The organism is Isoptericola sp. b408 (assembly GCF_030588085.1).
Taxonomy (GTDB): Bacteria; Actinomycetota; Actinomycetes; order Actinomycetales; family Cellulomonadaceae; genus Isoptericola; species Isoptericola sediminis.
Map to the genome: position 1 here is coordinate 530,810 of NZ_JAUQYQ010000002.1, position 22,961 is coordinate 553,770.

The 22,961-nt window shown below is 74.2% G+C and carries 24 protein-coding genes; 23 read left to right on the forward strand and 1 reads right to left on the reverse strand.

Annotated features, from left to right (window positions below):
* Positions 1–24: 24 nt before the first annotated feature.
* From Q6347_RS08140 to Q6347_RS08250, 23 genes are all read left to right on the forward strand, one after another.
* Complete coding sequence (locus Q6347_RS08140; RefSeq protein WP_304604066.1) at positions 25–900, forward strand: oxygenase MpaB family protein; 876 nt, start codon at positions 25–27, stop codon at positions 898–900.
* A gap of 63 nt (positions 901–963) precedes the next feature.
* Positions 964–2,343 (forward strand): MFS transporter, encoded by a 1,380-nt coding sequence (locus Q6347_RS08145; RefSeq protein WP_304607112.1) that lies wholly within the window; start codon positions 964–966, stop codon positions 2,341–2,343.
* Between the two features lie 81 nt (positions 2,344–2,424).
* Positions 2,425–2,790: an iron chaperone gene (locus Q6347_RS08150; RefSeq protein ID WP_171248241.1), complete on the forward strand. Its 366-nt coding sequence runs from the start codon at positions 2,425–2,427 to the stop codon at positions 2,788–2,790.
* A gap of 6 nt (positions 2,791–2,796) precedes the next feature.
* Complete coding sequence (locus Q6347_RS08155; RefSeq protein ID WP_304607113.1) at positions 2,797–3,231, forward strand: TIGR03668 family PPOX class F420-dependent oxidoreductase; 435 nt, start codon at positions 2,797–2,799, stop codon at positions 3,229–3,231.
* A 32-nt stretch (positions 3,232–3,263) separates the two neighbouring features.
* Entirely contained in the window at positions 3,264–3,719 is a 456-nt protein-coding gene (locus tag Q6347_RS08160; protein WP_171248243.1) for a type II 3-dehydroquinate dehydratase, read from the forward strand.
* A gap of 60 nt (positions 3,720–3,779) precedes the next feature.
* A complete protein-coding gene (locus tag Q6347_RS08165; RefSeq protein WP_304604063.1) occupies positions 3,780–4,460 on the forward strand; it encodes a hypothetical protein in 681 nt (226 codons plus the stop codon).
* Positions 4,461–4,464: 4 nt separating this feature from the next.
* The gene (locus Q6347_RS08170; RefSeq protein ID WP_171248245.1) at positions 4,465–4,836 is read left to right on the forward strand and encodes a hypothetical protein; all 372 of its coding nucleotides are present in this window, start codon (positions 4,465–4,467) and stop codon (positions 4,834–4,836) included.
* A 96-nt stretch (positions 4,837–4,932) separates the two neighbouring features.
* Positions 4,933–5,496: an elongation factor P gene (gene efp / locus Q6347_RS08175; protein ID WP_171248246.1), complete on the forward strand. Its 564-nt coding sequence runs from the start codon at positions 4,933–4,935 to the stop codon at positions 5,494–5,496.
* A gap of 1 nt (position 5,497) precedes the next feature.
* On the forward strand, positions 5,498–5,914 hold the full coding sequence (nusB, locus tag Q6347_RS08180) for a transcription antitermination factor NusB (RefSeq protein ID WP_171248247.1): 417 nt from the start codon (positions 5,498–5,500) through the stop codon (positions 5,912–5,914).
* A gap of 122 nt (positions 5,915–6,036) precedes the next feature.
* A complete protein-coding gene (gene pyrR, locus Q6347_RS08185) occupies positions 6,037–6,642 on the forward strand; it encodes a bifunctional pyr operon transcriptional regulator/uracil phosphoribosyltransferase PyrR (RefSeq protein WP_304604062.1) in 606 nt (201 codons plus the stop codon).
* Positions 6,639–7,628 carry an aspartate carbamoyltransferase catalytic subunit gene (locus Q6347_RS08190; protein ID WP_171248248.1) on the forward strand — a complete coding sequence of 330 codons (990 nt, stop codon included), beginning with the start codon at positions 6,639–6,641 and terminating at the stop codon, positions 7,626–7,628. The genes pyrR and Q6347_RS08190 overlap by 4 nt, the downstream gene beginning before the upstream one ends.
* Positions 7,625–8,962: a dihydroorotase gene (locus Q6347_RS08195; protein ID WP_304604061.1), complete on the forward strand. Its 1,338-nt coding sequence runs from the start codon at positions 7,625–7,627 to the stop codon at positions 8,960–8,962. The genes Q6347_RS08190 and Q6347_RS08195 overlap by 4 nt, the downstream gene beginning before the upstream one ends.
* The gene (locus tag Q6347_RS08200) at positions 8,959–9,513 is read left to right on the forward strand and encodes a hypothetical protein (protein ID WP_304607114.1); all 555 of its coding nucleotides are present in this window, start codon (positions 8,959–8,961) and stop codon (positions 9,511–9,513) included. The genes Q6347_RS08195 and Q6347_RS08200 overlap by 4 nt, the downstream gene beginning before the upstream one ends.
* Positions 9,510–10,787: a glutamine-hydrolyzing carbamoyl-phosphate synthase small subunit gene (carA, locus tag Q6347_RS08205; RefSeq protein WP_304604059.1), complete on the forward strand. Its 1,278-nt coding sequence runs from the start codon at positions 9,510–9,512 to the stop codon at positions 10,785–10,787. The genes Q6347_RS08200 and carA overlap by 4 nt, the downstream gene beginning before the upstream one ends.
* Positions 10,787–14,161, forward strand: coding sequence for a carbamoyl-phosphate synthase large subunit (gene carB, locus Q6347_RS08210; protein ID WP_304607115.1), 3,375 nt, complete (start codon positions 10,787–10,789; stop codon positions 14,159–14,161). The genes carA and carB overlap by 1 nt, the downstream gene beginning before the upstream one ends.
* Positions 14,158–15,027 carry an orotidine-5'-phosphate decarboxylase gene (pyrF, locus tag Q6347_RS08215; RefSeq protein ID WP_304604057.1) on the forward strand — a complete coding sequence of 290 codons (870 nt, stop codon included), beginning with the start codon at positions 14,158–14,160 and terminating at the stop codon, positions 15,025–15,027. The genes carB and pyrF overlap by 4 nt, the downstream gene beginning before the upstream one ends.
* A gap of 171 nt (positions 15,028–15,198) precedes the next feature.
* Positions 15,199–15,510, forward strand: a complete 312-nt coding sequence (mihF, locus tag Q6347_RS08220; protein WP_171248254.1) for an integration host factor, actinobacterial type — start codon at positions 15,199–15,201, stop codon at positions 15,508–15,510.
* A gap of 22 nt (positions 15,511–15,532) precedes the next feature.
* Positions 15,533–16,189 carry a guanylate kinase gene (gene gmk / locus Q6347_RS08225; protein WP_171248255.1) on the forward strand — a complete coding sequence of 219 codons (657 nt, stop codon included), beginning with the start codon at positions 15,533–15,535 and terminating at the stop codon, positions 16,187–16,189.
* Positions 16,190–16,264: 75 nt separating this feature from the next.
* Positions 16,265–16,603: a DNA-directed RNA polymerase subunit omega gene (gene rpoZ / locus Q6347_RS08230; RefSeq protein ID WP_171248256.1), complete on the forward strand. Its 339-nt coding sequence runs from the start codon at positions 16,265–16,267 to the stop codon at positions 16,601–16,603.
* A gap of 22 nt (positions 16,604–16,625) precedes the next feature.
* Positions 16,626–17,861 carry a bifunctional phosphopantothenoylcysteine decarboxylase/phosphopantothenate--cysteine ligase CoaBC gene (coaBC, locus tag Q6347_RS08235; RefSeq protein WP_171248257.1) on the forward strand — a complete coding sequence of 412 codons (1,236 nt, stop codon included), beginning with the start codon at positions 16,626–16,628 and terminating at the stop codon, positions 17,859–17,861.
* A 74-nt stretch (positions 17,862–17,935) separates the two neighbouring features.
* The gene (gene metK / locus Q6347_RS08240; RefSeq protein ID WP_304607116.1) at positions 17,936–19,144 is read left to right on the forward strand and encodes a methionine adenosyltransferase; all 1,209 of its coding nucleotides are present in this window, start codon (positions 17,936–17,938) and stop codon (positions 19,142–19,144) included.
* A 36-nt stretch (positions 19,145–19,180) separates the two neighbouring features.
* The gene (locus tag Q6347_RS08245; RefSeq protein WP_304607117.1) at positions 19,181–21,313 is read left to right on the forward strand and encodes a primosomal protein N'; all 2,133 of its coding nucleotides are present in this window, start codon (positions 19,181–19,183) and stop codon (positions 21,311–21,313) included.
* An 18-nt stretch (positions 21,314–21,331) separates the two neighbouring features.
* Positions 21,332–22,078: an MBL fold metallo-hydrolase gene (locus tag Q6347_RS08250; protein WP_304604053.1), complete on the forward strand. Its 747-nt coding sequence runs from the start codon at positions 21,332–21,334 to the stop codon at positions 22,076–22,078.
* Between the two features lie 4 nt (positions 22,079–22,082).
* Here Q6347_RS08250 and Q6347_RS08255 read toward each other — a convergent pair whose 3' ends face one another.
* Positions 22,083–22,916: a metal-dependent hydrolase gene (locus Q6347_RS08255; RefSeq protein ID WP_304607118.1), complete on the reverse strand. Its 834-nt coding sequence runs from the start codon at positions 22,914–22,916 to the stop codon at positions 22,083–22,085.
* Between the last annotated feature and the right edge of the window lie 45 nt (positions 22,917–22,961).

Consider the following 22,961-nt stretch of genomic DNA (forward strand, 5'->3'; position numbering starts at 1 on the left):
CCGGACCTGGCGCAGAATGGGTCCGTGCGATCCCCGTTGCGCCATCTCCAGCGCCGCGCCGGCCGGCAGCTCTTCGAACAGGTCTCCGGCGGCAGCGCCGGGCGTGCCGCGCGCGAACGCATCCACACGAGCCCCGGGCCGCGCTGGTTCGCCGACGACTCCGCCATCGCCCGCGTGCACGGCGACGCCTCCATGTTCGTCGGCGGGGTCCGCGCCCTGCTGCTGCAGTCGCTGCACCCCCTGGCCATGGCGGCCGTGGCGGACCACTCCGGCTACCGGGGCGACCCGTGGGGCCGGCTGGGCCGCACCAGCACGTTCCTCGCCGAGACCACCTTCGCCACCGCGGACGACGCCCAGCGGGCGGTCGACGTCGTCCGGGCCGTGCACGCGCGCGTCGCCGGCGTCGCGCCCGACGGACGCCCCTACGCGGCCGACGACCCGTGGCTGCTGCGCTGGGTGCACGTCGCCGAGGTCGACAGCTTCCTCGGCGCCCACCAGCGGTACGGCCGCCGCCCGCTCGACGACGCCGGGTGCGACGCCTACCTCGCCGAGACCGCGACCGTCGCCGAGCGGCTCGGCGCGGACCGGCCACCACGCTCGCGGACCGAGCTGCGCAAGGCCCTGGACGAGTACCGCGACGAGCTCGCCGCCACGGACGCCTCGCGCGACGTCGCCCGGTTCCTGCTCGCCGAACCCCCGCTGCCGTGGACGGCCCGCGGCCCCTACGTCCTGCTCGCTGCGGCCTCCTACGGGGCGCTGCCCCGGTGGGCCCAGGAGCTGACCCCGGCCCCGTGGCCGCTGCGCGGTGAGCCCGCGCCCGTCCGGGCGGGCGGGCACCTGGCCACCCGCGCGATCCGGTGGGCGCTCGCGGGAGACCCGCCGCCCCGCCGACCCGCCTGAGATCCGCACCCCGAGCGCGCGGGGCTACCCGCCACCCCCCGGGATGCGCCAGACTCACCGACCATGAGCGACACGACACCGACGACGTCGTCGGGCCACGACGACGCCTCCGCCACCTTCGCCACGCTGCCGCCCACCGAGCGGCGGCGTCGCGTGGTGGCGTGGGCCCTGTGGGACTGGGCCACCCAGCCGTTCAACACGGTGATCGTCACCTTCGTCTTCACCGCCCTGTACCTGACCAGCGACGCCTTCCTGGAGCCGTCCGTGGCGGCGCTGGGCGCGGACGACCCGGCCCGGGAGAGCGCCCTGGCCACGCTCTCCAGCGGGCTGGGCGCCTGGATCACCGCCGGCGGGGTGCTGGTGGCGCTGCTCGCACCCGTGCTGGGCCGCCGGGCCGACGTGGCCGGCCGCCGCAAGGCCTGGCTCGCCGGGGGCACGGTCGTGCTCGTCGTGGCGATGTTCGGTCTCGGCCTCGTGCGGGCGGAGCCGGCGTACTTCGCGCTCGGGGCCGCGCTCGTGTCGCTGGGCAGCGTGGCGGGGGAGATCGCCGGGGTGAACTACAACGCGATGCTCACGCAGGTCTCGACGCCGTCCACCGTGGGTCGCGTCTCCGGGCTGGGCTGGGGCCTGGGTTACATGGGCGGGATCGTCGCGCTCGTCCTGGTGGTCGTGGCCAGCAGCGCGGACTTCTTCGGGATGGACACCTCGGACGGCTGGGGCTACCGGGCGATCGCGATCGGGTGCGGGTTGTGGGCCGTCGCCTTCGCCTGGCCGCTCTTCCGCCGGGTGCCCGAGGCCCCGCCGGCCGCGGACAGGCCCCGGGTGGGGTTCTTCGCGGGCTACGTCGAGCTGTGGCGGGACGTCGTCGACCTGTGGCGCACCGCGCGCACGACCTTCTGGTTCCTGCTGGCCAGCGCCGTCTACCGCGACGGGCTGGCCGGCGTGTTCACCTTCGGCGCGATCGTCGCGGCCGTGTCCTACCGCTTCGGCGACAACGACGTGATGATCTTCGGCATCGCGGCGAACCTCATCGCCGGCGTGAGCACCATGGCCGCGGGACTCTTCGACGACCGGTTGGGGCCGCGCACGGTGATCCTGTGGTCGCTGGCCGCCCTGGTGCTGTGCGGCACGGCGATCGTCGCGCTGTACCCCCTGGGGGCTCCGGTGTTCTGGGTCGCCGGGCTCGCCCTGACGGCGTTCGTCGGGCCCGCGCAGTCCGCCTCCCGGTCGTTCCTGGCGCGGGTCACGCCCGCGGGCCGGGAGTCGGAGGTGTTCGGGCTGTACGCCACCACCGGCCGCGCCGTCTCGTTCCTGACCCCGGCGCTGTGGACCGCCGTCATCGCCCTGACCGGTGCGACGATCTGGGGCACGCTCGCGATCGTCGTCGTCCTGCTCGCCGGACTGGTGCTCATGCTCGTGGTCACCGATCCCGCCGAGCGCTGACCTCTCCCTCGTGACCTGCCCACGGGACCTGCCGGTGCGACCCGCTGGCGAGGTACGCGGGACGCCCGCAGCATGGGTCGCATGGGGCAGGTGACCGCGTACGTGGCCGGCCTGGACGAGCCCGACCGGTCCGCGGTGGCCGACGTCGTCGCCCGGGCGCGTCGGCTCGTGCCCGAGGCCACCGAGGGTGTCGGCTACGGCATGCCGGCGCTGCGGTACCGGGACAGCCCGCTGCTCGCCGTCGTCGCCCGGGCGCACCACGTCGGTGTCTATCCGTTCAGCCCGGCGGCGATCGTGGCGCTCGCCGACCGGCTGGCCGACTTCCGGGTGACGAAGGGGTCGATCGCGTTCCAGCCCGACCATCCGCTGCCCGGCGAGGTCGTGGACCGGCTGGTGACGCTGCGCCGTGAGGAGATCGACGCCCTCCGGACGCGCCGGCCGGTGTAGACGCCCGTGCCGGCCCTCGACGCGGCCACCTGCCGCCGCCGGTTCGCCGCGGCACGTCATGCGGTGCTCGCCACCTCCGCCGACGACGTGCCGCACCTGGTGCCGGTGACGTTCGCCGTGGTTCCCGCGCTGGATGGCGCCCCGGACCGGGTCGACGTGGTGACCGCCGTCGACCACAAGCCCAAGCGGACGAGCGACCTGCGCCGGCTGCGCAACCTGCGGGCCAACCCGCGGGCGGCACTGCTGGTGGACGTCTACGACGACGACTGGGACCGGCTGTGGTGGGTCCGGGCGGACGTCCGCGCCCGGTCGGGCGACGCCGGCCGCGAGGCCGCGCTGGACGCGCTGGCCGCCCGGTACGCGCCGTACCGACGCGCGCGACCGTCCGGTCCGGTGGTCCGGCTCGCCGTGGAGCGCTGGCGCGGGTGGTCGGCCCGGTGACCGGGCGGGGGAGTGCTGGCTAGGCTCGGGACATGACCGACACACCGCGCGTGATGATCCTCAACGGCCCGAACCTCGGCCGGCTCGGCGTGCGCGAGCCGGAGATCTACGGCCACGCGTCGATGGCGGACCTGCGCGAGGTCGCCGACGACTGGGGCGCGCGGCTCGGTCTGGACGTGGAGGTGCGCCAGACCGACGACGAGGCGCAGATCGTGGGCTGGCTGCACGAGGCCGTGGACTCGCGGTCGCACGTCGTCCTCAACCCTGCAGCCTTCACCCACTACAGCTATGCGCTGCGGGACGCCGCGGCCCAGGTGACGACGTCGTCGCTGCTGCTGGTCGAGGTGCACCTGTCCAACCCGGCGGCGCGGGAGTCGTTCCGGCACTACTCGGTGGTCGCCGGCATCGCGACGGGGACCGTGGCCGGGTTCGGCTTCGACTCCTACCGCCTGGCGCTCGAGGCGATCTCTCACAAGCTCTCGCACTAGATCACCGCATATCAAGTCCTCTTGCTTGATCAGGCACCATCAAGACTCTATGCTTGATCCATGATCGTGCTGACGGTGGACCAGCGGGACAGCACCACCCGGGGTGACCTCGTGCCGGAGGTGCTCGCGCTGCTGCGCACCCGCACGGGCGGCGAGCGGCCCGGCGTGCGCCTCGGGTTCGACCGGACGGTCGGCGACGAGGTGCAGGGTGTGCTGGACGGCGACGACGGTGCCCGGCTCGCCGTCGAGATCGTCGCCGACCTCCTGCGCGACGGGGGCTGGTCGGTCGGCGTCGGCGTCGGGGCCGTGCAGGATCCGTTGCCGGCCGCCTCGCGCGCCGCGTCCGGCCCGGCGTTCGTCCGGGCGCGCGAGGCGGTCGAGGACGCCAAGCGGCGCGGCAGCGTCGTGCCGCTCGCCGTCGTCGGTGCCACGGACGAGCCGGGAGCCACGATCGCCGCGGACGCCCAGTCGCTGCTCCGGCTGCTGGGCGCCGTCGCGGCGCGTCGGTCCCCGGCCGGCTGGGAGGCCGTCGATACCCTCGGCGAGCAGGAGGCGTCGGCGGCGCCGCAACGGGCGACGGCGGAGGTCCTGGGCGTGAGCGAGCAGGCGGTCAGCCAACGGCTGCGCACCGCCCTGTGGGCCGAGGAGCTGGCGGTGCGTCCCCTGGCCGCGCGGCTGCTGCGGGCGGCCGACGTGGCGGCGTGCGCCGCGGACGGACCCGGCGGACCGGTGGAGGAGTGAGGCGATGATCTGGTGGGCCGTCGGGCTGTGGGTGGTCACCCTCGCCCTGAGCGTCGGGGGTGGTGCCTGGCTGGTGCCCCTCGTGCTGCGGCACGCCGAGTCCCGGGCCGGGGCGCGGGCGCAGGCCGAGGCGCTGGCCGTGCTCGGCAACGGCACGTGGATCGGTCTGCTCGAGCGGTTCGCGATCACCGGCACCGTCCTGGCCGGCTACCCGGAGGGGGTCGCCGTCGTCGTCGCCGTCAAGGCGCTGGGCCGGCTGCCGGAGCTGCGCGAGCACCCCGTGGCGGGGGAGCGGTTCGTCGTGGGCAGCCTCGCCTCGTTGGTGTGGGCGGGGTCGCTCGGGGTGGCCGGGCAGGCGCTGCTGTCGTCCCTGTAGACTGTTCCGGGCCGTTCTGCCGCCGGGATGCCGACATCCCGCCGGGGCGACCGGCCGACCATCCTTTCCCGAGACCTGTCGAGGACGAACAACACCGTGGCTACCTCCAACGACATCAAGAACGGCACCGTGCTGCGCATCGACGGCCAGCTCTGGTCCGTTCTCGAGTTCCAGCACGTCAAGCCGGGCAAGGGTGGCGCGTTCGTCCGCACCAAGCTGAAGAACGTGCTCTCGGGCAAGGTGGTCGACAAGACGTTCAACGCCGGCGCGAAGGTCGAGACGGCCAACGTGGACCGCCGCGACTACCAGTACCTGTACATGGACGGCGAGGACTTCGTCTTCATGGACACCGACACCTACGACCAGATCCCGGTCTCCACGACCGTCGTGGGCGGCGCCAAGGACTACATGCTCGAGGGCATGAGCGTCATGGTCGCCATGAACGAGGGCGTCCCCCTCTACGTCGAGCTGCCCCCGTCGGTCGTGCTGGAGATCACCTACACCGAGCCGGGCCTGCAGGGCGACCGCTCCACCGGCGGCACGAAGCCGGCCACCCTGGAGACCGGCGCCGAGGTCCAGGTCCCGCTGTTCCTCGACCAGGGCACCAAGGTCAAGGTCGACACCCGTGACGGGTCGTACCTCGGCCGCGTGAACGACTGACGTGGGCGCACGGACCAAGGCGCGCAAGCGCGCCGCCGACATCCTCTTCGAGTCGGAGCAGCGCGCGATGGACCCGCTCGTGCTGCTCGCCGACCGGGTGATCGAGCCGCACGCCGAGGCGAGCGTGCCGCAGTACACCGTCGAGCTCGTCGAGGGCGTCGTCGCCCACCGCGAGCGGATCGACGAGCTGCTCGAGACCTACTCGCGCGACTGGACCCTGGCGCGCATGCCGGCCGTCGACCGGTCGCTCCTGCGGGTGGGTGCCTACGAGCTGCTGTACAACGACGACGTGCCCGACGCCGTGGCCGTCGACGAGGCGGTGGACCTGGCGGGCCAGCTGTCCACCGACGAGTCGCCGAGCTTCGTCAACGGCGTCCTCGGGCGGCTGATGGAGATCAAGCCGACCCTGCTCGACTGACGGCGCGGGCCGCCGGGCGTCCACCGTGCGGACGCCCGGCGCCCGCCGCCGAGGTTCCGGGTTAGGCTTGCCCGGAACAGACCCCCTTTAATGCCGTCCCGTGAGGCGGAGAAGGAGTCCCGTTGAGCCCTGGCCCTGCGCTGCCCGCAGACCCCACCCCGGACGGCACGACCGTCCTCGGCGCGAGCGACGTCTCCCGCGCCCTCACCCGCATCGCCCACGAGATCGTCGAACGCGCCAAGGGCGCCGACGACGTGGTGCTGCTCGGCATCCCGACCCGGGGGGTGACCCTCGCCCACCGGCTCGCCGAGCGGCTGGCCGGCATCGAACCGGCCTTCGACCCCGCCGCGAGCACCGGCGAGCTCGACGTCACGATGTACCGCGACGACCTGCGTCGCCAGCCCACCCGCGCCGTCGGCGTCACCCGCCTGCCGCAGGCGGGGATCGAGGGGCGCACGGTCGTGCTCGTCGACGACGTGCTCTACTCCGGCCGGACCATCCGCGCCGCGCTGGACGCCCTCGGCGACCTGGGCCGCCCGCGGGCGGTCCGCCTGGCCTGCCTGGTCGACCGCGGGCACCGCGAGCTGCCCATCCGCCCGGACTTCGTGGGCAAGAACCTGCCGACCTCCACCTCGGAGCGTGTCCGCGTGCTGCTCTCCGAGGTCGACGGGGTCGAGGACGCCGTGGTCATCTCCGGCCGCGAGCACGGCGAGGGGGGTGCGCGATGAAGCACCTGCTCTCCACCGCCGACCTGAGCAAGGACGAGGCGGTGCTGCTGCTGGACACCGCGGCGCAGATGGCCGCGACCCAGTCCCGCGAGATCAAGAAGCTGCCCACCCTGCGCGGGCGCACCGTGGTCAACCTCTTCTTCGAGGACTCCACCCGCACCCGGATCTCCTTCGAGACCGCCGCCAAGCGGCTGTCCGCCGACGTCATCAACTTCTCCGCCAAGGGGTCGAGCGTCTCCAAGGGAGAGTCCCTCAAGGACACGGCCCTGACGCTGCACGCCATGGGCGCCGACGCCGTCGTGGTGCGGCACTGGGCCTCCGGCGCCCCCTACCAGCTCGCGCACGCCGGCTGGCTGGACGCGGGCGTGCTCAACGCGGGCGACGGCACGCACCAGCACCCCACCCAGGCGCTGCTGGACGCGTACACGATCCGGCGGCACCTCGTGGGTCTCCGCGGCGGCGCGGGCGAGGGCGTCGGTGCCGACCTGGCAGGCCTGAAGGTCGCCATCGTCGGCGACGTGCTGCACTCCCGGGTCGCGCGGGCCAACGTGGCGCTGCTGCACACGCTCGGCGCCGAGGTGACCCTGGTCGCCCCGCCCACTCTCGTCCCCGTCGGGGTGGAGACGTGGCCGTGCGCCGTGTCCTACCACCTCGACCAGACCCTGGCGGAGTTCCAGCCGGACGCCGTCATGATGCTGCGCGTCCAGCGCGAACGGATGTCCGGCGGCGCGGGGGGGTTCTTCCCGAGCCCGCTGGAGTACACCCGCTACTACGGCCTGGACGCCCGGCGCCTGGCGCGGCTGGCCGACCACGCGATCGTGCTGCACCCCGGCCCGATGAACCGGGGCCTGGAGATCTCGGCGGAGGCCGCCGACTCCGACCGCGCCGTCATCGTCGAGCAGGTCGCCAACGGCGTCGCCGTGCGGATGGCGGCCCTCTACCTGCTGATGGCCGGGGAGGACTCGGCAGAAGGGAACGACCTGTGAGCCAGCAGTCCACCACCTACGTCCTGCGCGGGGCACGTCCGCTGGGCGGGGAACCCGCCGACGTCGTGCTGCGCGACGGCGTGGTCGCCGAGATCACCGCGGCCGGCGCGGCCGACACAACCGGGGCGGAGGTCGTCGAGGCCGACGGGCAGGTCCTGCTGCCCGGGCTGGTCGACCTGCACACGCACCTGCGCGAACCCGGTCGCGAGGACGCCGAGACCGTCGCCTCGGGGACCCGGGCCGCCGCGGCCGGCGGGTTCACCGCCGTGCACGCGATGGCGAACACCTCGCCCGTGGCCGACACCGCCGGTGTCGTGGAGCAGGTCCACCGTCTCGGCCAGGAGGCCGGATGGGTGGACGTGCACCCCGTCGGGGCCGTGACGGTGGGTCTCGACGGCGAGCGTCTCGCCGAGCTGGGGGCCATGGCCGACTCCGCGGCCCACGTGCGGGTCTTCTCCGACGACGGCAGGTGTGTCGCGGACCCCGTGCTCATGCGGCGCGCGCTGGAGTACGTCAAGGCGTTCGACGGCGTCGTCGCCCAGCACGCCCAGGAGCCCCGCCTGACCGAGGGCGCCCAGATGAACGAGGGCGTCGTCTCCGGCGAGATCGGCCTGACCGGATGGCCCGCCGTCGCCGAGGAGGCGATCATCGCCCGCGACGTGCTCCTCGCCGAGCACGTCGGCTCGCGGCTGCACGTGTGCCACCTGTCCACCGCCGGGTCGGTGGAGATCGTGCGCTGGGCCAAGTCCCGGGGCATCGACGTCACCGCCGAGGTCACCCCGCACCACCTGCTGCTCACCGACGACCTGGCGCGCAGCTACGACCCCACGTTCAAGGTGAACCCGCCGCTGCGCACCGCGGCCGACGTCGAGGCCGTGCGCGAGGGCCTGGCCGACGGCACGATCGACATCGTCGCCACCGACCACGCCCCGCACACCCGCGAGGACAAGGACTGCGAGTGGGGCGCCGCCGCGTTCGGCATGACCGGCCTGGAGACCGCGCTGAGCGTGGTGCAGGAGACGATGGTCGACACCGGGCGGCTGACCTGGGCGGACGTCGCCCGGGTGCTGTCGGCCGCCCCCGCACGGATCGGCCGGGTCGACACCGGACCGGCCGCGCAGGGTCGACCGGTCGCCGTCGGCGAGCCCGCCAACCTCACCCTCCTCGACCCGGCGGCCCGCCGGACGGTCGACGGTGCCGCGCAGGTCACCGCGAGCGGCAACACGCCGTTCCGCGGGCGCACCCTGCCCGGAGAGGTCCGCGCGACGTTCCTGCGCGGCCGGGCGACCGTGCTCGACGGCACGCCGGTCGCGGTGGGGGAGGCGGTCCGATGAACCTGCCGCTGCCCGTCGCCGTCGGGATCTGGGTCGTCGTCGGCCTCGTCCTGCTGCTGCTCGTCCTCACCGGCCGCCGCCGGCTGGCCACCCGCACCCGGCACCTGGTGCCCGCCCCGCCGGAGCCGCCCCTGACCGAGGGAGAGCTCGGCGAGAGGGTCGTCGGCCCGGTGGAGGCCGTCTACGTCTCCAGCACCCTGCACGGGGACTGGTTGGCCCGGATCGGTGCCCACGGACTGGGCGACCGGTCCCACGCCGAGGTCACCGTGTACGCCGGCGGCGTCGTCGTCGACCGCGACGCCGCCCGGCCCCTGCTGCTGCCCGCCGACGCGCTGCGCGCCGCCGGGACCGCGCCGGGCATGGCCGGCAAGTACGTCGGGCGCGACGGCCTCGTCGTGCTGACCTGGCAGGTGCCGGCCGACGGCACCGTCGAGGCCGCCACCGTCGACACGGGGCTGCGCACCCGCCACCGGGCCGACCACGACCGGCTCCTGGCCGCCGTGCGGCCCCTGATCTCCCCGACCACGCCGAGCCCGAAGGATCCGCAGTGAGCACCACCACCAGCAACGAACCGGCGGTCCTCGTCCTCGAGGACGGCACCGTCGCCCGCGGCACCGCCTACGGCGCCCGGGGCGCCACCGTCGGCGAGATCGTGTTCTCCACCGGCATGACCGGCTACCAGGAGACCCTCACCGACCCCTCCTACCACCGCCAGATCGTCGTGATGACCGCGCCGCACATCGGCAACACCGGCATCAACGCCGACGACCCCGAGTCGCACCGCATCTGGGTCGCCGGCTACGTCCTGCGCGACCCCGCCCGCCGGCACTCGAGCTGGCGGGCCACCGGCAGCCTCGACGAGGAGCTGGCGTCCCAGGACGTCGTCAGCATCGCCGGCGTCGACACCCGGTTCCTCACGCGCCACCTGCGCGAGCTCGGCGTCATGCGCGCCGGCATCTTCTCCGGCGACGCGCTGTTCACCGACGGCGTCGAGCGGGACGTCGCGGACCTCGTGGCGGAGGTGCGGGCCGCACCGCCCATGGCCGGCGCGGACCTCGCCCGCGAGGTGTCGACCGCCGAGACCTACACGGTCGAGCCCTCCGGCGACTTCGCCGGGGCCGACCCCGTGGCCACCGTGGTGGCCGTCGACCTCGGCATCAAGGCGATGACGCCCGCGCGTCTCGCCGAACGTGGCGTGCGCGTGCACGTGGTGCCCCAGTCGGCGACCTTCGAGGACGTCGTCGCGCTGCTGCCCGAGGACGGCCCGTCCGGCGTCTTCTTCTCCAACGGCCCGGGCGACCCTGCCGCCGCGACGGCCGAGGTCGACCTGCTGCGCCGGGTGCTCGACCGCCGGATCCCGTTCTTCGGCATCTGCTTCGGCAACCAGCTCTTCGGCCGGGCGCTGGGCTACGGCACCTACAAGCTCGGCTACGGCCACCGCGGCATCAACCAGCCCGTGCTGGACCGCACCACGGACAAGGTGGAGGTCACGGCCCACAACCACGGGTTCGCCGTGGACGCCCCGGTCGAGGCGGTCAGCACCGCCCCGCACGACGGCGAGCGCGACGACGACACCCGCTACGGGCGCGTCATCGTCTCCCACGTCGGGCTCAACGACCGGGTGGTCGAGGGCCTGACCGCCCTGGACCTGCCGGCGTTCTCCGTCCAGTACCACCCCGAGGCCGCCGCCGGACCGCACGACAGCGCCTACCTGTTCGACCGCTTCGTCGAGCTCATGACCACCCGCCGGCCCGTGCACGTCCCCGACGCAGCGCTCACGGCGCTGACCGCACCGGGCACCACCACCGGCGAGAAGGAGAACTGATGCCCCGCCGTTCCGACCTCTCCTCCGTCCTGGTCATCGGGTCCGGCCCGATCGTCATCGGCCAGGCCTGCGAGTTCGACTACTCCGGCACCCAGGCGTGCCGTGTGCTGAAGGAGGAGGGCCTGCGCGTCGTGCTGGTCAACTCCAACCCGGCCACGATCATGACCGACCCGGAGTTCGCCGACGCCACCTACGTCGAGCCGATCACCCGCGAGGTGCTCACCTCCATCATCGCCAAGGAGCGACCCGACGCCCTGCTGCCCACCCTCGGCGGGCAGACGGCCCTCAACGCGGCCATCGAGCTGCACGAGGCCGGGGTGCTGGAGGAGTACGGCGTCGAGCTCATCGGCGCGAACATCCCGGCCATCCGCAAGGGCGAGGACCGCGAGGAGTTCAAGGAGGTCGTCGAGGTCTGCGGCGGCGAGTCCGCCCGCTCGCGCATCATCCACTCCGTCGACGGTGCGCTCGAGGCCGCCGAGGACCTCGGCTACCCGATGGTCGTGCGGCCGTCCTACACCATGGGCGGGCTCGGGTCGGGCCTCGCCTACGACGAGGCGGACCTGCGCCGCATCGTGAGTCAGGGCCTGCACTACTCCCCGGTGACCGAGGTGCTCCTGGAGGAGTCGATCCTCGGCTGGAAGGAGTACGAGCTGGAGCTCATGCGCGACAAGAACGACAACGTCGTGGTCGTGTGCTCCATCGAGAACGTCGACCCGGTCGGCGTGCACACCGGCGACTCGGTGACCGTCGCCCCGGCGATGACCCTCACCGACCGCGAGTACCAGACGCTGCGCGACATCGGCATCGCGGTCATCCGCGAGGTGGGCGTGGACACCGGCGGCTGCAACATCCAGTTCGCGGTCGAGCCCGACACGGGGCGCGTCGTCGTCATCGAGATGAACCCGCGGGTGTCGCGCTCGTCGGCGCTGGCCTCCAAGGCCACCGGGTTCCCGATCGCGAAGATCGCCGCCAAGCTCGCCGTCGGCTACACGCTCGACGAGATCCCCAACGACATCACGCAGGTCACCCCGGCCAGCTTCGAGCCGACGCTCGACTACGTCGTGGTCAAGGTGCCGCGGTTCGCCTTCGAGAAGTTCCCGGCGGCGGACGACACCCTCACCACCACGATGAAGTCCGTGGGCGAGGCCATGGCCCTGGGCCGCAACTTCACCGAGGCCCTCGGCAAGGCGCTGCGCAGCATCGACAAGGGCGGCGTCGACTTCCACTGGACCGGCGAGGCGCCGTCCGGCGACGAGCTGGCCGAGCTCCTCACCGCGATCCGCACGCCCACCGAGCAGCGTCTGGTCGGCGTCCAGCAGGCACTGCGCGCGGTCGAGGCGGGGCACGCCACGCTCGAGCAGGTCTTCGACGCGACCAAGATCGACCCGTGGTTCCTGGACCAGATCCTGCTGGTCAACGAGGTCGCCGCCGAGGTGGCCGCCGCGCCGAACCTCACCGCGGACCTGCTGCGGCTCGCCAAGCGCCACGGGCTGTCCGACGTCCAGGTCGCCGCGCTGCGGTCCATGGGGCCCGGGGGAGCGGCCGGTGTGCGCGAGACGCGTCACGCCCTGGGCGTGCGGCCGGTGTACAAGACGGTGGACACCTGCGCCGCGGAGTTCGCCGCGCGCACGCCGTACCACTACTCGTCCTACGACACCGAGACCGAGGTCTCCCCGCGCGAGCGGGAAGCCGTCATCATCCTCGGTTCCGGACCCAACCGGATCGGCCAGGGCATCGAGTTCGACTACTCGTGCGTGCACGCCGCCCTGACCCTGAAGGACACCTACGAGACCGTCATGGTCAACTGCAACCCCGAGACGGTCTCGACGGACTACGACACCTCGGACCGGCTGTACTTCGAGCCGCTGACCTTCGAGGACGTCCTGGAGGTCTACGAGGCCGAGCTCGCCGCGGGGCCGGTCAAGGGCATCATCGTCCAGCTCGGCGGCCAGACCCCGCTGTCGCTGGCGCAGCGCCTGTCCGACGCCGGTCTGCCGGTCCTGGGCACGACGCCCGAGGCCATCGACGCGGCCGAGGACCGCGGCCTGTTCGGCGAGGTGCTCGCCCAGGCCGGCCTCCCGGCCCCGGCGTTCGGCACCGCGCGGTCCCTGGGTGAGGCCCGGGACGTCGCGGACCGCATCGGCTACCCGGTGCTGGTGCGCCCGTCCTACGTGCTCGGCGGCCGCGGCATGGAGATCGTCTACTCCTCGGACCAGCTCACCGGGTACGTCGAGCGCGCCCTGGAGGAGGCCGCGGCGCACGCGGTGACCTCCCGCGCCCCCGGCGTCCTGCCCGCCCCGCTGCTCATCGACCGCTTCCTGGACGACGCCATGGAGATCGACGTCGACGCGCTGTTCGACGGGGAGGAGCTGTTCCTCGGCGGCGTCATGGAGCACATCGAGGAGGCGGGCATCCACTCCGGCGACTCGGCGTGCGTGCTGCCCCCGGTGTCGCTCAGCGAGGCCGAGATCGAGCGGATCCGCCGGTCCACGGAGGCGATCGCCCGCGGCGTGGGCGTGCGGGGGCTGCTCAACGTCCAGTACGCGCTGGTCTCGGACGTGCTGTACGTGCTGGAGGCGAACCCGCGGGCCTCGCGCACCGTGCCGTTCGTCTCGAAGGCCACGGGCGCCTCGCTGGCCAAGGCGGCCGCGCGCATCATGGTCGGCGAGTCGATCGCCGACCTGCGCGCCGAGGGCGTCCTGCCGGCCACCGGCGACGGCGGCAGCCTGGACCTGGGCGCACCGCTGGCCGTCAAGGAGGCCGTGCTGCCGTTCAAGCGTTTCCGCACCGCCGAGGGGCACGTGGTGGACACCGTGCTCGGTCCGGAGATGCGGTCGACCGGTGAGGTGATGGGGTTCGACAAGGACTTCCCGCACGCCTTCGCCAAGTCGCAGGCCGCCGCCTACGGGGGCCTGCCCACCGGGGGCACCGTGTTCGTCTCGGTCGCCGACCGGGACAAGCGCTCGATCGTCTTCCCCGTGCTGCGGCTGGCGGAGATCGGCTTCGAGGTGCTGGCCACGGCCGGCACCGCCCAGGTGCTGGCCCGCAACGGCATCGCGGCCACGACCGTGCGCAAGTACTCCCAGGGCGAGGGCGCGGACGGTGAGCCGACCGTCGTCGACCTCATCAACGACGGCAAGGTCGACCTGGTGGTGAACTCGCCGTCCGGTCAGGGCGCGCGTGCCGACGGGTACGAGATCCGGGCGGCCACGACGGCCGCCGACAAGCCCATGGTCACCACGGTCGACCAGCTCGCCGCGGCGGTGCAGGGGATCGAGGCCGTGCGCGGCGGCCCGTTCGACGTCGGCAGCCTGCAGGAGCACACCGCCGCCACCGTGGCGCGTCGCGAGGCCGCCGTCCGGGCGGACGCGTGACCGCGCCGGCAGGTCCGGTGCCGTTCGGGGCCCGGCTGGCCGGGGCCATGGACGACCACGGCCCGCTCTGCGTGGGCATCGACCCGCACGCGGCGCTGCTGGAGGCCTGGTCCCTGCCCGACGACGCCACCGGTGTGCGCGAGTTCGGCCTGCGTGTCGTCGAGGCGCTCGGCGGCCGGGTGGCGGCCCTGAAGCCGCAGGTGGCGTTCTTCGAGCGGCACGGCTCGCGGGGGCTGGCGGCCCTGGAGGACGTCCTGGCCGCCGCCCGCGCGGCGGGCACCCTGACGGTCGTCGACGCCAAGCGCGGCGACATCGGCTCCACGATGGCCGGCTATGCCGAGGCGTTCCTCGCGGACGGCTCGCCCCTGGCGGGCGACGCCGTCACCCTGACCCCCTACCTCGGCTTCGGCTCCCTCCGGCCGGCGCTGGACCTGGCGGCCGGGACGGGGCGCGGCGTCTTCGTGCTGTGCCTGACCTCCAACCCGGAGGGCGCGCGGGTGCAGCACGCGGTCGCCGCCGACGGGCGCAGCGTCGCCGCGTCGGTCGCGGCCGAGGCGGCGGCCCTGAACGCCGACGCCGAACCGCTGGGGTCGGTCGGCCTGGTGGTCGGTGCGACGGTCGGGGACGCGGTGCGCGCGACCGGGACGGACCTGTCGGCCGTCAACGGTCCGCTGCTGGCCCCGGGGGTCGGGGCGCAGGGCGCGGGGGAGCGCGAGCTGGCCGCCGTGTTCGGCGCCGCGCGAGGCCAGGTCCTGGCCTCGTCGTCGCGGGGCGTGCTGGCCGCCGGACCCGACGCCGGCGCTCTGCGCGGTGCTGCCGCGGCGGCCGTCGCCGAGGTGTCCGCGGCGCTGCGTCCGGCGCGCTGACCGGCCGGGACGTCCCGGCCGCGTCCGGTTGGATGCGGTTCGGGACGAATGTCGACGGTCGGCCGGCGTGGGTTTTCCCACAGGGGCCCCCAGCGATTGCCGCTCCCGCAGGTCGTGGCTACTTTCGAGGGAGCAGTACTCCCTGTCGGTCCGACTGAGTAGGTGACTTGCGTGGCCCTCCCTCCCCTCACCCCGGAACAGCGTGCGGCGGCCCTCGAGAAGGCAGCCGAGGCGCGCCGGGTGCGCGCCGAGATCAAGAACCGTCTGAAGTACTCCCAGGGGTCGCTCAAGGAGGTGATCGAGCAGGGTCAGAAGGACGACGTCGTGGGCAAGCTCAAGGTCGTCTCCCTGCTCGAGTCGCTCCCCGGAGTCGGTAAGGTGAAGGCCCGGGCGATCATGGAAGAGATCGGGATCGCCGAGACCCGCCGGGTCCGCGGTCTCGGACCGCACCAGTCCCAGGCGCTGATCGAGAGGTTTGGCTGAGATTTCCGCACCATCCGCCGCCGTGCCGGCACCCCGAGACACCGTCGTCCCCGACGATGCGCGAGGCCCGGCACGGCTGACCGTGCTCGCCGGGCCGACCGCCGTCGGCAAGGGAACCGTGTCGGCGGACATCCGCGCCCGGTACCCCGAGGTGTGGCTGTCCGTGTCCGCCACGACCCGGTCACCCCGCCCCGGTGAGGTGCACGGCGTGCACTACCTCTTCGTCACGCCCGAGGAGTTCGACCGGATGGTCGCGGAGGGGGAGATGCTGGAGTGGGCGGTCGTGCACGGCCGCCATCGGTACGGCACCCCACGCGGCCCGGTCGAGGAGCACCTGGCCGCCGGCCGTCCGACGCTGCTCGAGATCGACCTGCAGGGAGCCCGCCAGGTGCGGGAGGCGGTGCGGGACAGCGCCCTGGACGCCCAGTTCGTGTTCCTGTCCCCGCCGAGCACCGAGGAGCTGGTCCGGCGCCTCGTGGGACGCGGCACGGAGGACGCCGAGGAACGCGCGCGCCGGCTGGCCACCGCCGAGGTGGAGATGGCGGCCGAGCCCGAGTTCGACGTGACCATCGTCAACGACGACGTGACGCGCGCCACGGACGAGCTCGCGGGACTGCTGGGCGTCCCCGGGGCCGAGGGTGAGGAACGCCGCCCCGAGCCCTCGCACGGCGGACGGTAGACTGGCCAGCCGAACCCCTGATCTTCCACCGGTGGCGCTCGCCACCGGCCCCGACCTCTGCTTGGAGTGAGACACATGGCAGGAACGACGCCGCAGCCGATCGGCATCACCGACCCGCCCATCGACGACCTGCTGCAGCACAGCGAGTCCAAGTACGGGCTGGTGCTCTACGCGGCCAAGCGGGCGCGCCAGATCAACGCCTACTACGCCCAGCTCAACGAGGGGCTCCTGGAGAACGTCGGCCCGCTCGTCGAGGCCCGCAACCAGGAGAAGCCGCTGTCGATCGCGATGCGCGAGATCAACCAGGGGCTCCTGACCGCCGAGCCGGCCCCCGAGCCGACCGAGTCCGCCTCGACGCCGGCCGACCCGACGGCCGAGTCCGAGCACGCCGTGGGCGACGACGAGATCGTCTGAGCCGAGTGCGCGGGCGTCGTCGATGAGGATTCTGCTCGGGGTCTCCGGCGGTATCGCCGCCTACAAGGCGGTGCTGCTGCTGCGGCTGCTGCGCGAGCAGGGCCACGCGGTGCGGGTCGTGCCCACCGCAGCGGCGCTGCGGTTCGTCGGCGCGCCCACCTTCGAGGCGTTGTCGGGCGAGCCGGTGAGCGCCGAGGTGTTCGACGACGTCGAGAACGTCCAGCACGTGGCGCTCGGGCAGGGGGCCGACCTCGTGATCGTCGCTCCGGCCACGGCGGACCTGCTGGCGCGGGCCGCGACGGGACGCGCGGACGACCTGCTCACCTCGAGCCTGCTCGCCGCGCGGTGCCCGGTGGTCATGGCCCCGGCGATGCACACCGAGATGTGGGAGCACGCGGCCACCCGGGCCAACGTCGCGACGTTGCGCGACCGGGGGGTCCACGTCATCGAGCCCGCGTCGGGCCGACTGACCGGCAAGGACACCGGTCCCGGTCGGCTGCCCGACCCCGAGGAGATCGCCCGGGTGGCACTGGCGGTGGCGGCCGGCCCCGCCGAGCCGGTCACCGACCAGGACCTGACCGGCCGGTCCGTCGTCGTGTCGGCCGGGGGTACCCGGGAGCCGATCGACCCCGTGCGGTTCGTCGGCAACCGGTCCAGCGGTCGCCAGGGTGCCGCCCTGGCCGCGGCCGCCCGGGCCCGCGGTGCCCGGGTGACGCTCGTCGCGGCCCACGTCGCCGCGGACCTGACCGACCCGTTGGTGGCCGCCGGCGTGGAGGTCGTGCCGGTCTCGACCACCGCCGAGCTGCGGACGGCGGTCCGCCGGGCAGCGGTCGGCGCCGACGCCGTCGTCATGGCCGCCGCGGTGGCGGACTTCCGGCCGGTGGCCGCCACCGAGGCCAAGATCAAGAAGGTCGCCGGGCAGGCGCCGCCGTCGATCGAGCTGGTCGAGAACCCCGACGTGCTGGCGGAGCTGGCCGCCGAGCGGCTGCGCGCGGGGCAGGTCGTCGTCGGGTTCGCCGCCGAGACGGGTGACGAGACGGGCGGTGTGCTCGAGCACGGCCGCGCCAAGGCGCGCCGCAAGGGTGCCGACCTGCTGGCGGTCAACGCGGTCGGCGAGGCGCTCGGGTTCGGCACCGAGGTCAACGAGGTCACGCTGCTCGACGAGCACGGTGAGACGGTGGCGAAGGCCGCCGGCTCGAAGCGGCAGGTGGCGGACGCGATCTGGGACGCTGCCGTCGCCCGGATGACCGCATCGTGAGATGGTCTCAGCATGTGAGCGACTGGGGTGCTCGCATGGCGTCGTCCGGCCCCGGTGAACCGTAGGCTGATCCCATGACCGAAGCGCTGCGCCTGTTCACGTCCGAGTCCGTGACCGAAGGGCACCCGGACAAGGTGTGCGACCAGATCTCGGACGCCATCCTCGACGCGCTGCTCGCCCAGGACCCGCGCTCGCGCGTCGCGGTGGAGACCATGGTCACCACGGGGCTGGTGCACGTGGCCGGCGAGGTCACCACCGAGGCGTACGTGGAGATCCCGCAGATCGTGCGCGAGGTCGTGCGGGGGATCGGCTACACCTCGTCGTCCATCGGGTTCGACGGCGACTCCTGCGGCGTGTCGGTCTCCATCGGCCAGCAGTCGCCCGACATCGCCCAGGGTGTCGACACGGCGCTCGAGCGTCGGACCAACGCCGACGACCTCGACCCCTACGACGCACAGGGCGCGGGCGACCAGGGTCTGATGTTCGGCTACGCGACCGACGAGACCCCGTCGCTGATGCCGCTGCCCGTCTTCCTCGCGCACCGGTTGGCCGAGCGGCTGGCCGAGGTGCGCCGCACCGGCGAGGTCGCCGGGCTGCGACCGGACGGCAAGACGCAGGTGACCGTCGGCTACGACGGCGACCGCCCCGTGAGCCTGGACACGGTGGTGCTGTCCACACAGCACGACGCCGACCTCGAGCAGGACAAGCTCGCCACCGAGGTGCGCGCCCACGTCATCGACCCGGTCGTGGCGCAGGTGGCGGGTTCCGCCGGCATCCGGACCGACGAGGTGCGGGTGCTCGTCAACCCGACCGGGCAGTTCGTCATCGGCGGCCCCCAGGGCGACGCGGGGCTGACGGGCCGCAAGATCATCGTCGACACCTACGGCGGGATGGCCCGGCACGGCGGCGGGGCGTTCTCCGGCAAGGACCCCTCGAAGGTCGACCGGTCGGCCGCCTACGCGATGCGCTGGGTGGCCAAGAACGTCGTCGCGGCCGGGTTGGCCCGCCGCTGCGAGGTGCAGGTGGCCTACGCCATCGGCAAGGCGCACCCGGTGGGGCTCTACGTCGAGACGTTCGGGACCGAGACCGTCGACCCGGTGCGTATCGAGGCCGCGATCCGTACCGTGTTCGACCTGCGCCCGGCGGCGATCATCCACGACCTCGACCTGCTGCGGCCCATCTACGCGGCGACCGCCGCCTACGGCCACTTCGGGCGCGAGCTCGAGGAGTTCACCTGGGAGCGCACCGATCGGGTGGAGGAGCTGCGTGCCGCCGTGCGCTGAGCGCACGACGTCGGTGGCTCGTGATGGCATAGCCCTGTGACCACCCCAGACGAGCCCGAGCAGCCCGCCCTGCTCGGGCTCGACGACGTCCCGGCCGCCCCGCGGCGCCGGACGGGGCGCAAGCCCGGCAGCGAGCCCGCCGCGGTGGACCCCGTCGCCCGCGTGGTCCTGGACCTGTCCCCACCGCACCTGGACCGCGAGTACGACTACCTGGTCCCGGCGGCGATGGCCGATGACGCCGTGCCCGGGGTGCGCGTCCGGGCCCGGTTCGGGCCGCAGGACGTCGCCGGGTTCGTCGTCGCGCGCTCGGCGACCTCGGACCACGAGGGGCGCCTGCAACCGCTGCGGCGGGTCGTCTCCGCGGATCCGGTCCTGAGCCCGGCGGTGCTGGACCTGGCGCGTCGGGTCGCGGCCCGCTACGCGGGGACCGTCCCGGACGTGCTGCGGCTGGCCGTCCCCCCGCGCCACGCGCGGGTCGAGGCGGAGGTGCTCGCGCAGCTCGCCGACCTGGACGACCGGACGCACGACGGGGTCGTCCCGCCGCCGTCCGCCCCTGCGGGGGAGGGCTGGCCCGGCGTCTGGGCACCGTACCGGTCGGGCGAGGCGTTCTGCCGTCACCTTCTGGGCGGGCAGGCGCCCCGGGCCGTCTGGACGCCGCTGCCGGGGCTCCAGCCACCCGCGGGCGAGGAGACGGTGGCCCGCGTGCCGCACTGGGCCGCCGCGATCGCCGGTGCGGTGCGGGCGGCGCTGGCCGGCGGCCGGCGGGCGCTCGTCGTCGCCCCGGACGCCCGGGACGTCGACAGGATCCGCGCCGCGCTCGAGGCCGCCGGGGTCGCCGACGTCCGGACGCTGCAGGCCGAGGACGGTCCGGCGCCCCGCTACCGGTCCTTCCTGCACGCCCGGCACGGACTGGCCTCGGTGGTGGTCGGGACCCGGGCCGCGATGTTCGCCCCCGTGCCCGACCTGGGGCTGGTCGTGCTGTGGGGCGACGGCGAGGAGACCCTCGACGAACCGCACGCCCCGTACCCGGCCGCCCGCGAGGTGCTGGCGATGCGCTCCGAGGCGGAGGGTGCGGGATTCCTGCTCGGTTCCCCGGGCCGCACGGTGCAGGCCCAGGCGATGCTCGCGCGCGGCTGGGCCGCGGAGATCGCGGCGTCGCGCGACGTCGTGCGGGCCCGGGCGCCGCGGGTGCGCGCGCTGACGTCGGTCGAGCTGGCGTCCGAGGGGCCGGGGGCGGCCGCCCGCCTGCCGACGGCCGCGTGGCGGACCGCTCGGTCTGCTCTGGAGCGGGGACCCGTGCTCGTCCAGGTGCCGCGGACCGGTTACCTGCCGGTCGTGGCCTGTGCCGCCTGCCGGACCGCCGCACGCTGCACCCACTGCCACGGCCCTCTCGGGCTGCGGGGTGCGCGCGCCACCCCGCAGTGCACCTGGTGCGGCCGGCTCGCCGGCACCTGGCGCTGCGACGAGTGCGGCCACGACCGCGTGCGCGCCGTGCGGGTGGGGTCCGAACGCACCGCCGAGGAGCTCGGACGAGCCTTCGCCGGGGTGCCGGTGCGGGTCTCGGCCTCCTCGGCGCCCGGCGGGATCCTCGACCACGTCGAGGAGCGTCCCGCCCTGGTGGTGGCCACCCCGGGTGCCGAGCCGGTGGCCGAGAACGGCTACGCGGCCGCGCTGCTGCTCGACGCCGCGACGGCCACCGCCGGTACCGACCTCGCGATGGCCACGCGTGCCCTGCACCGGTGGATCGCGGCGGCCGCGCTCGTGAGGCCCGGTCCGGACGGGCAGGTGCTCCTCGTGGGGGACGCCGCGCCGGCGCCGACCGGCGCGCTGGTCCGCTTCGACCCGGCCGGGCTGGCCGAGCGGGAGCTGGACGAGCGTCGCGAGCTCGACCTGCCGCCCGCGGTCCGCGTGGCGGCGGTGACGGGGGACGCCGACGCCGTACGCGCCGTCGTCGACCGCGTCGCGCTCGCCACGCCCGAGACCGTCCTCGGCCCGGTCGAGCTGCCCGCCCACGACCGGCTCGAGGCGCGGGTGCGCGTCGTCGTGCGCGTGCCCCTCGCCGACGGCGCGGAGCTCGCGGCCCAGCTCCGCGCGTCGACGGCCGTGCGGTCGGCCCGCCGCGAAGGCGGCCGGGTGCGGGTGCAGGTCGACCCGCAGGAGATGCTCTAGGGGCGCTAGCGTGCGGGCATGACCTTCCGCGCCGTGGCCCCGGACGTGCTGGTCCGCACCAGCCGGCGCGACGTCACGACGTCGGTCCTCGCCCTCGGGCCGCGGCGCGCGACCGGGCGGCGTCCCGCCCTGCTCGTGGACCCGGCCTGGGACGACGACGAGCTGGAGGGGATCGCCGACGAGCTGGTCGCGCGGCAGGTGCGGGTGGCCGCCGGGCTGTCGACGCACGCGCACCACGACCATCTGCTCTGGCACCCGCGGTTCGGGGCGGGGCCGCGGTGGGCGTCGTCGCGGGCGACGGAGGTCGTGCGGAGCCACCGGGACGTCCTGGACGCCGTGGTCCGGTCCGAGGGCCGGCGGGAGGCCGTGCTGGAGCTCTTCGCCGCCGTGGCCGCGCTGCCGGGTGACCGCGTGCCCGACCCGGACGGTGAGCTGCCGCGCTCCGAGCTCGTCGTGCACGACGCGCACGCCCCGGGGCACGTGGCGCTGTGGCTGCCGGACGCCCGTGTCCTGGTCGCGGGGGACATGCTGTCCGACGTCGAGCCGCCGCTGCCCGCGGACGAGATCTCCGGAGACACCGACCTGGTCGGCTACCGCGAGGGGCTCGAACGGCTGGCCCCGTACGTGGCGCGGGCCGAGGTCGTCGTGCCCGGGCACGGGACGCCCACCCGGCACGCGCGCACCCGGCTCGACGCCGACCGCCGGTACGTCGACGCGCTGCTGGCCGGGCGCGACCCGGACGACCCCCGGGAGGCCGCGCGCTGAGCGCTCAGCCCAGCGACGCCACCGCGGAGGTCAGCAGCGCGGTGCCGTCGTTCCAGGCGCCGTTGGCGTCGAACCCCATCTGGGAGAGCACGGCCCAGGCGACGCCCACGACGGCGTAGACGCTGACCGGGGTCATGACGAGCCACTCGCGCCAGGAGCCGGCGTCCCCGAGCACCGGCACGGCGATGTTGCCGCTGCGGCCCCACATGTCGTCCAGCGGCAGCCACCGGTGCCGGCGCACCCACCGCGGCGAGCCGAAGCGGATCGGCCACAGCAACGGGACCCCCTGGGTGGTGACCAGGTCGCCGAGGATGTGCACCGTGGCGCCGAGGCCCACGCAGAACGGCATCCAGTACCACTCCTCGGGGGCGAACACCGCGATGAACAGGGCCAGGGAGATGGACGACGTCCAGGTCCACCAGCGTCGGCGCCCCGTCAGGTGCAGGGCTCGGAGGGCGAAGGCGACGAGCAGCACGGCCATGATGCCGGGGCCGATCAGCACCTCGCCGAACGTCTCGGTGCTGATCGTCAGGAAGCTCATCGCCCACGCGATGAGCGTGAAGACCGCGATCCCCAGGATCGAGTGGGTGCCGTTGCGGTGGCCGCCGGAGATGGTGCAGACGAACTTCGTCAGCGCCTCCGACAGCGGCGGCAACGAGTGCGAGATGGTGCCGTTGTGGTGGTCGGCGTCCGGCAGCAGGGCCGCCCCGGCGCAGACCAGGGCACCGGTCATCACGCCGACGTCGGACACCGGGTACCACCCGAAGGCGATCGGGGTCGAGGCCGTGACCGCCACCCAGGCGGCTGCCCCGGAGGCGGCGTGGTGCCCACCCATCATGGTGCGTCGTCCTCCTTCGTCCGGTGTGCCCCCGATGACCGTTTG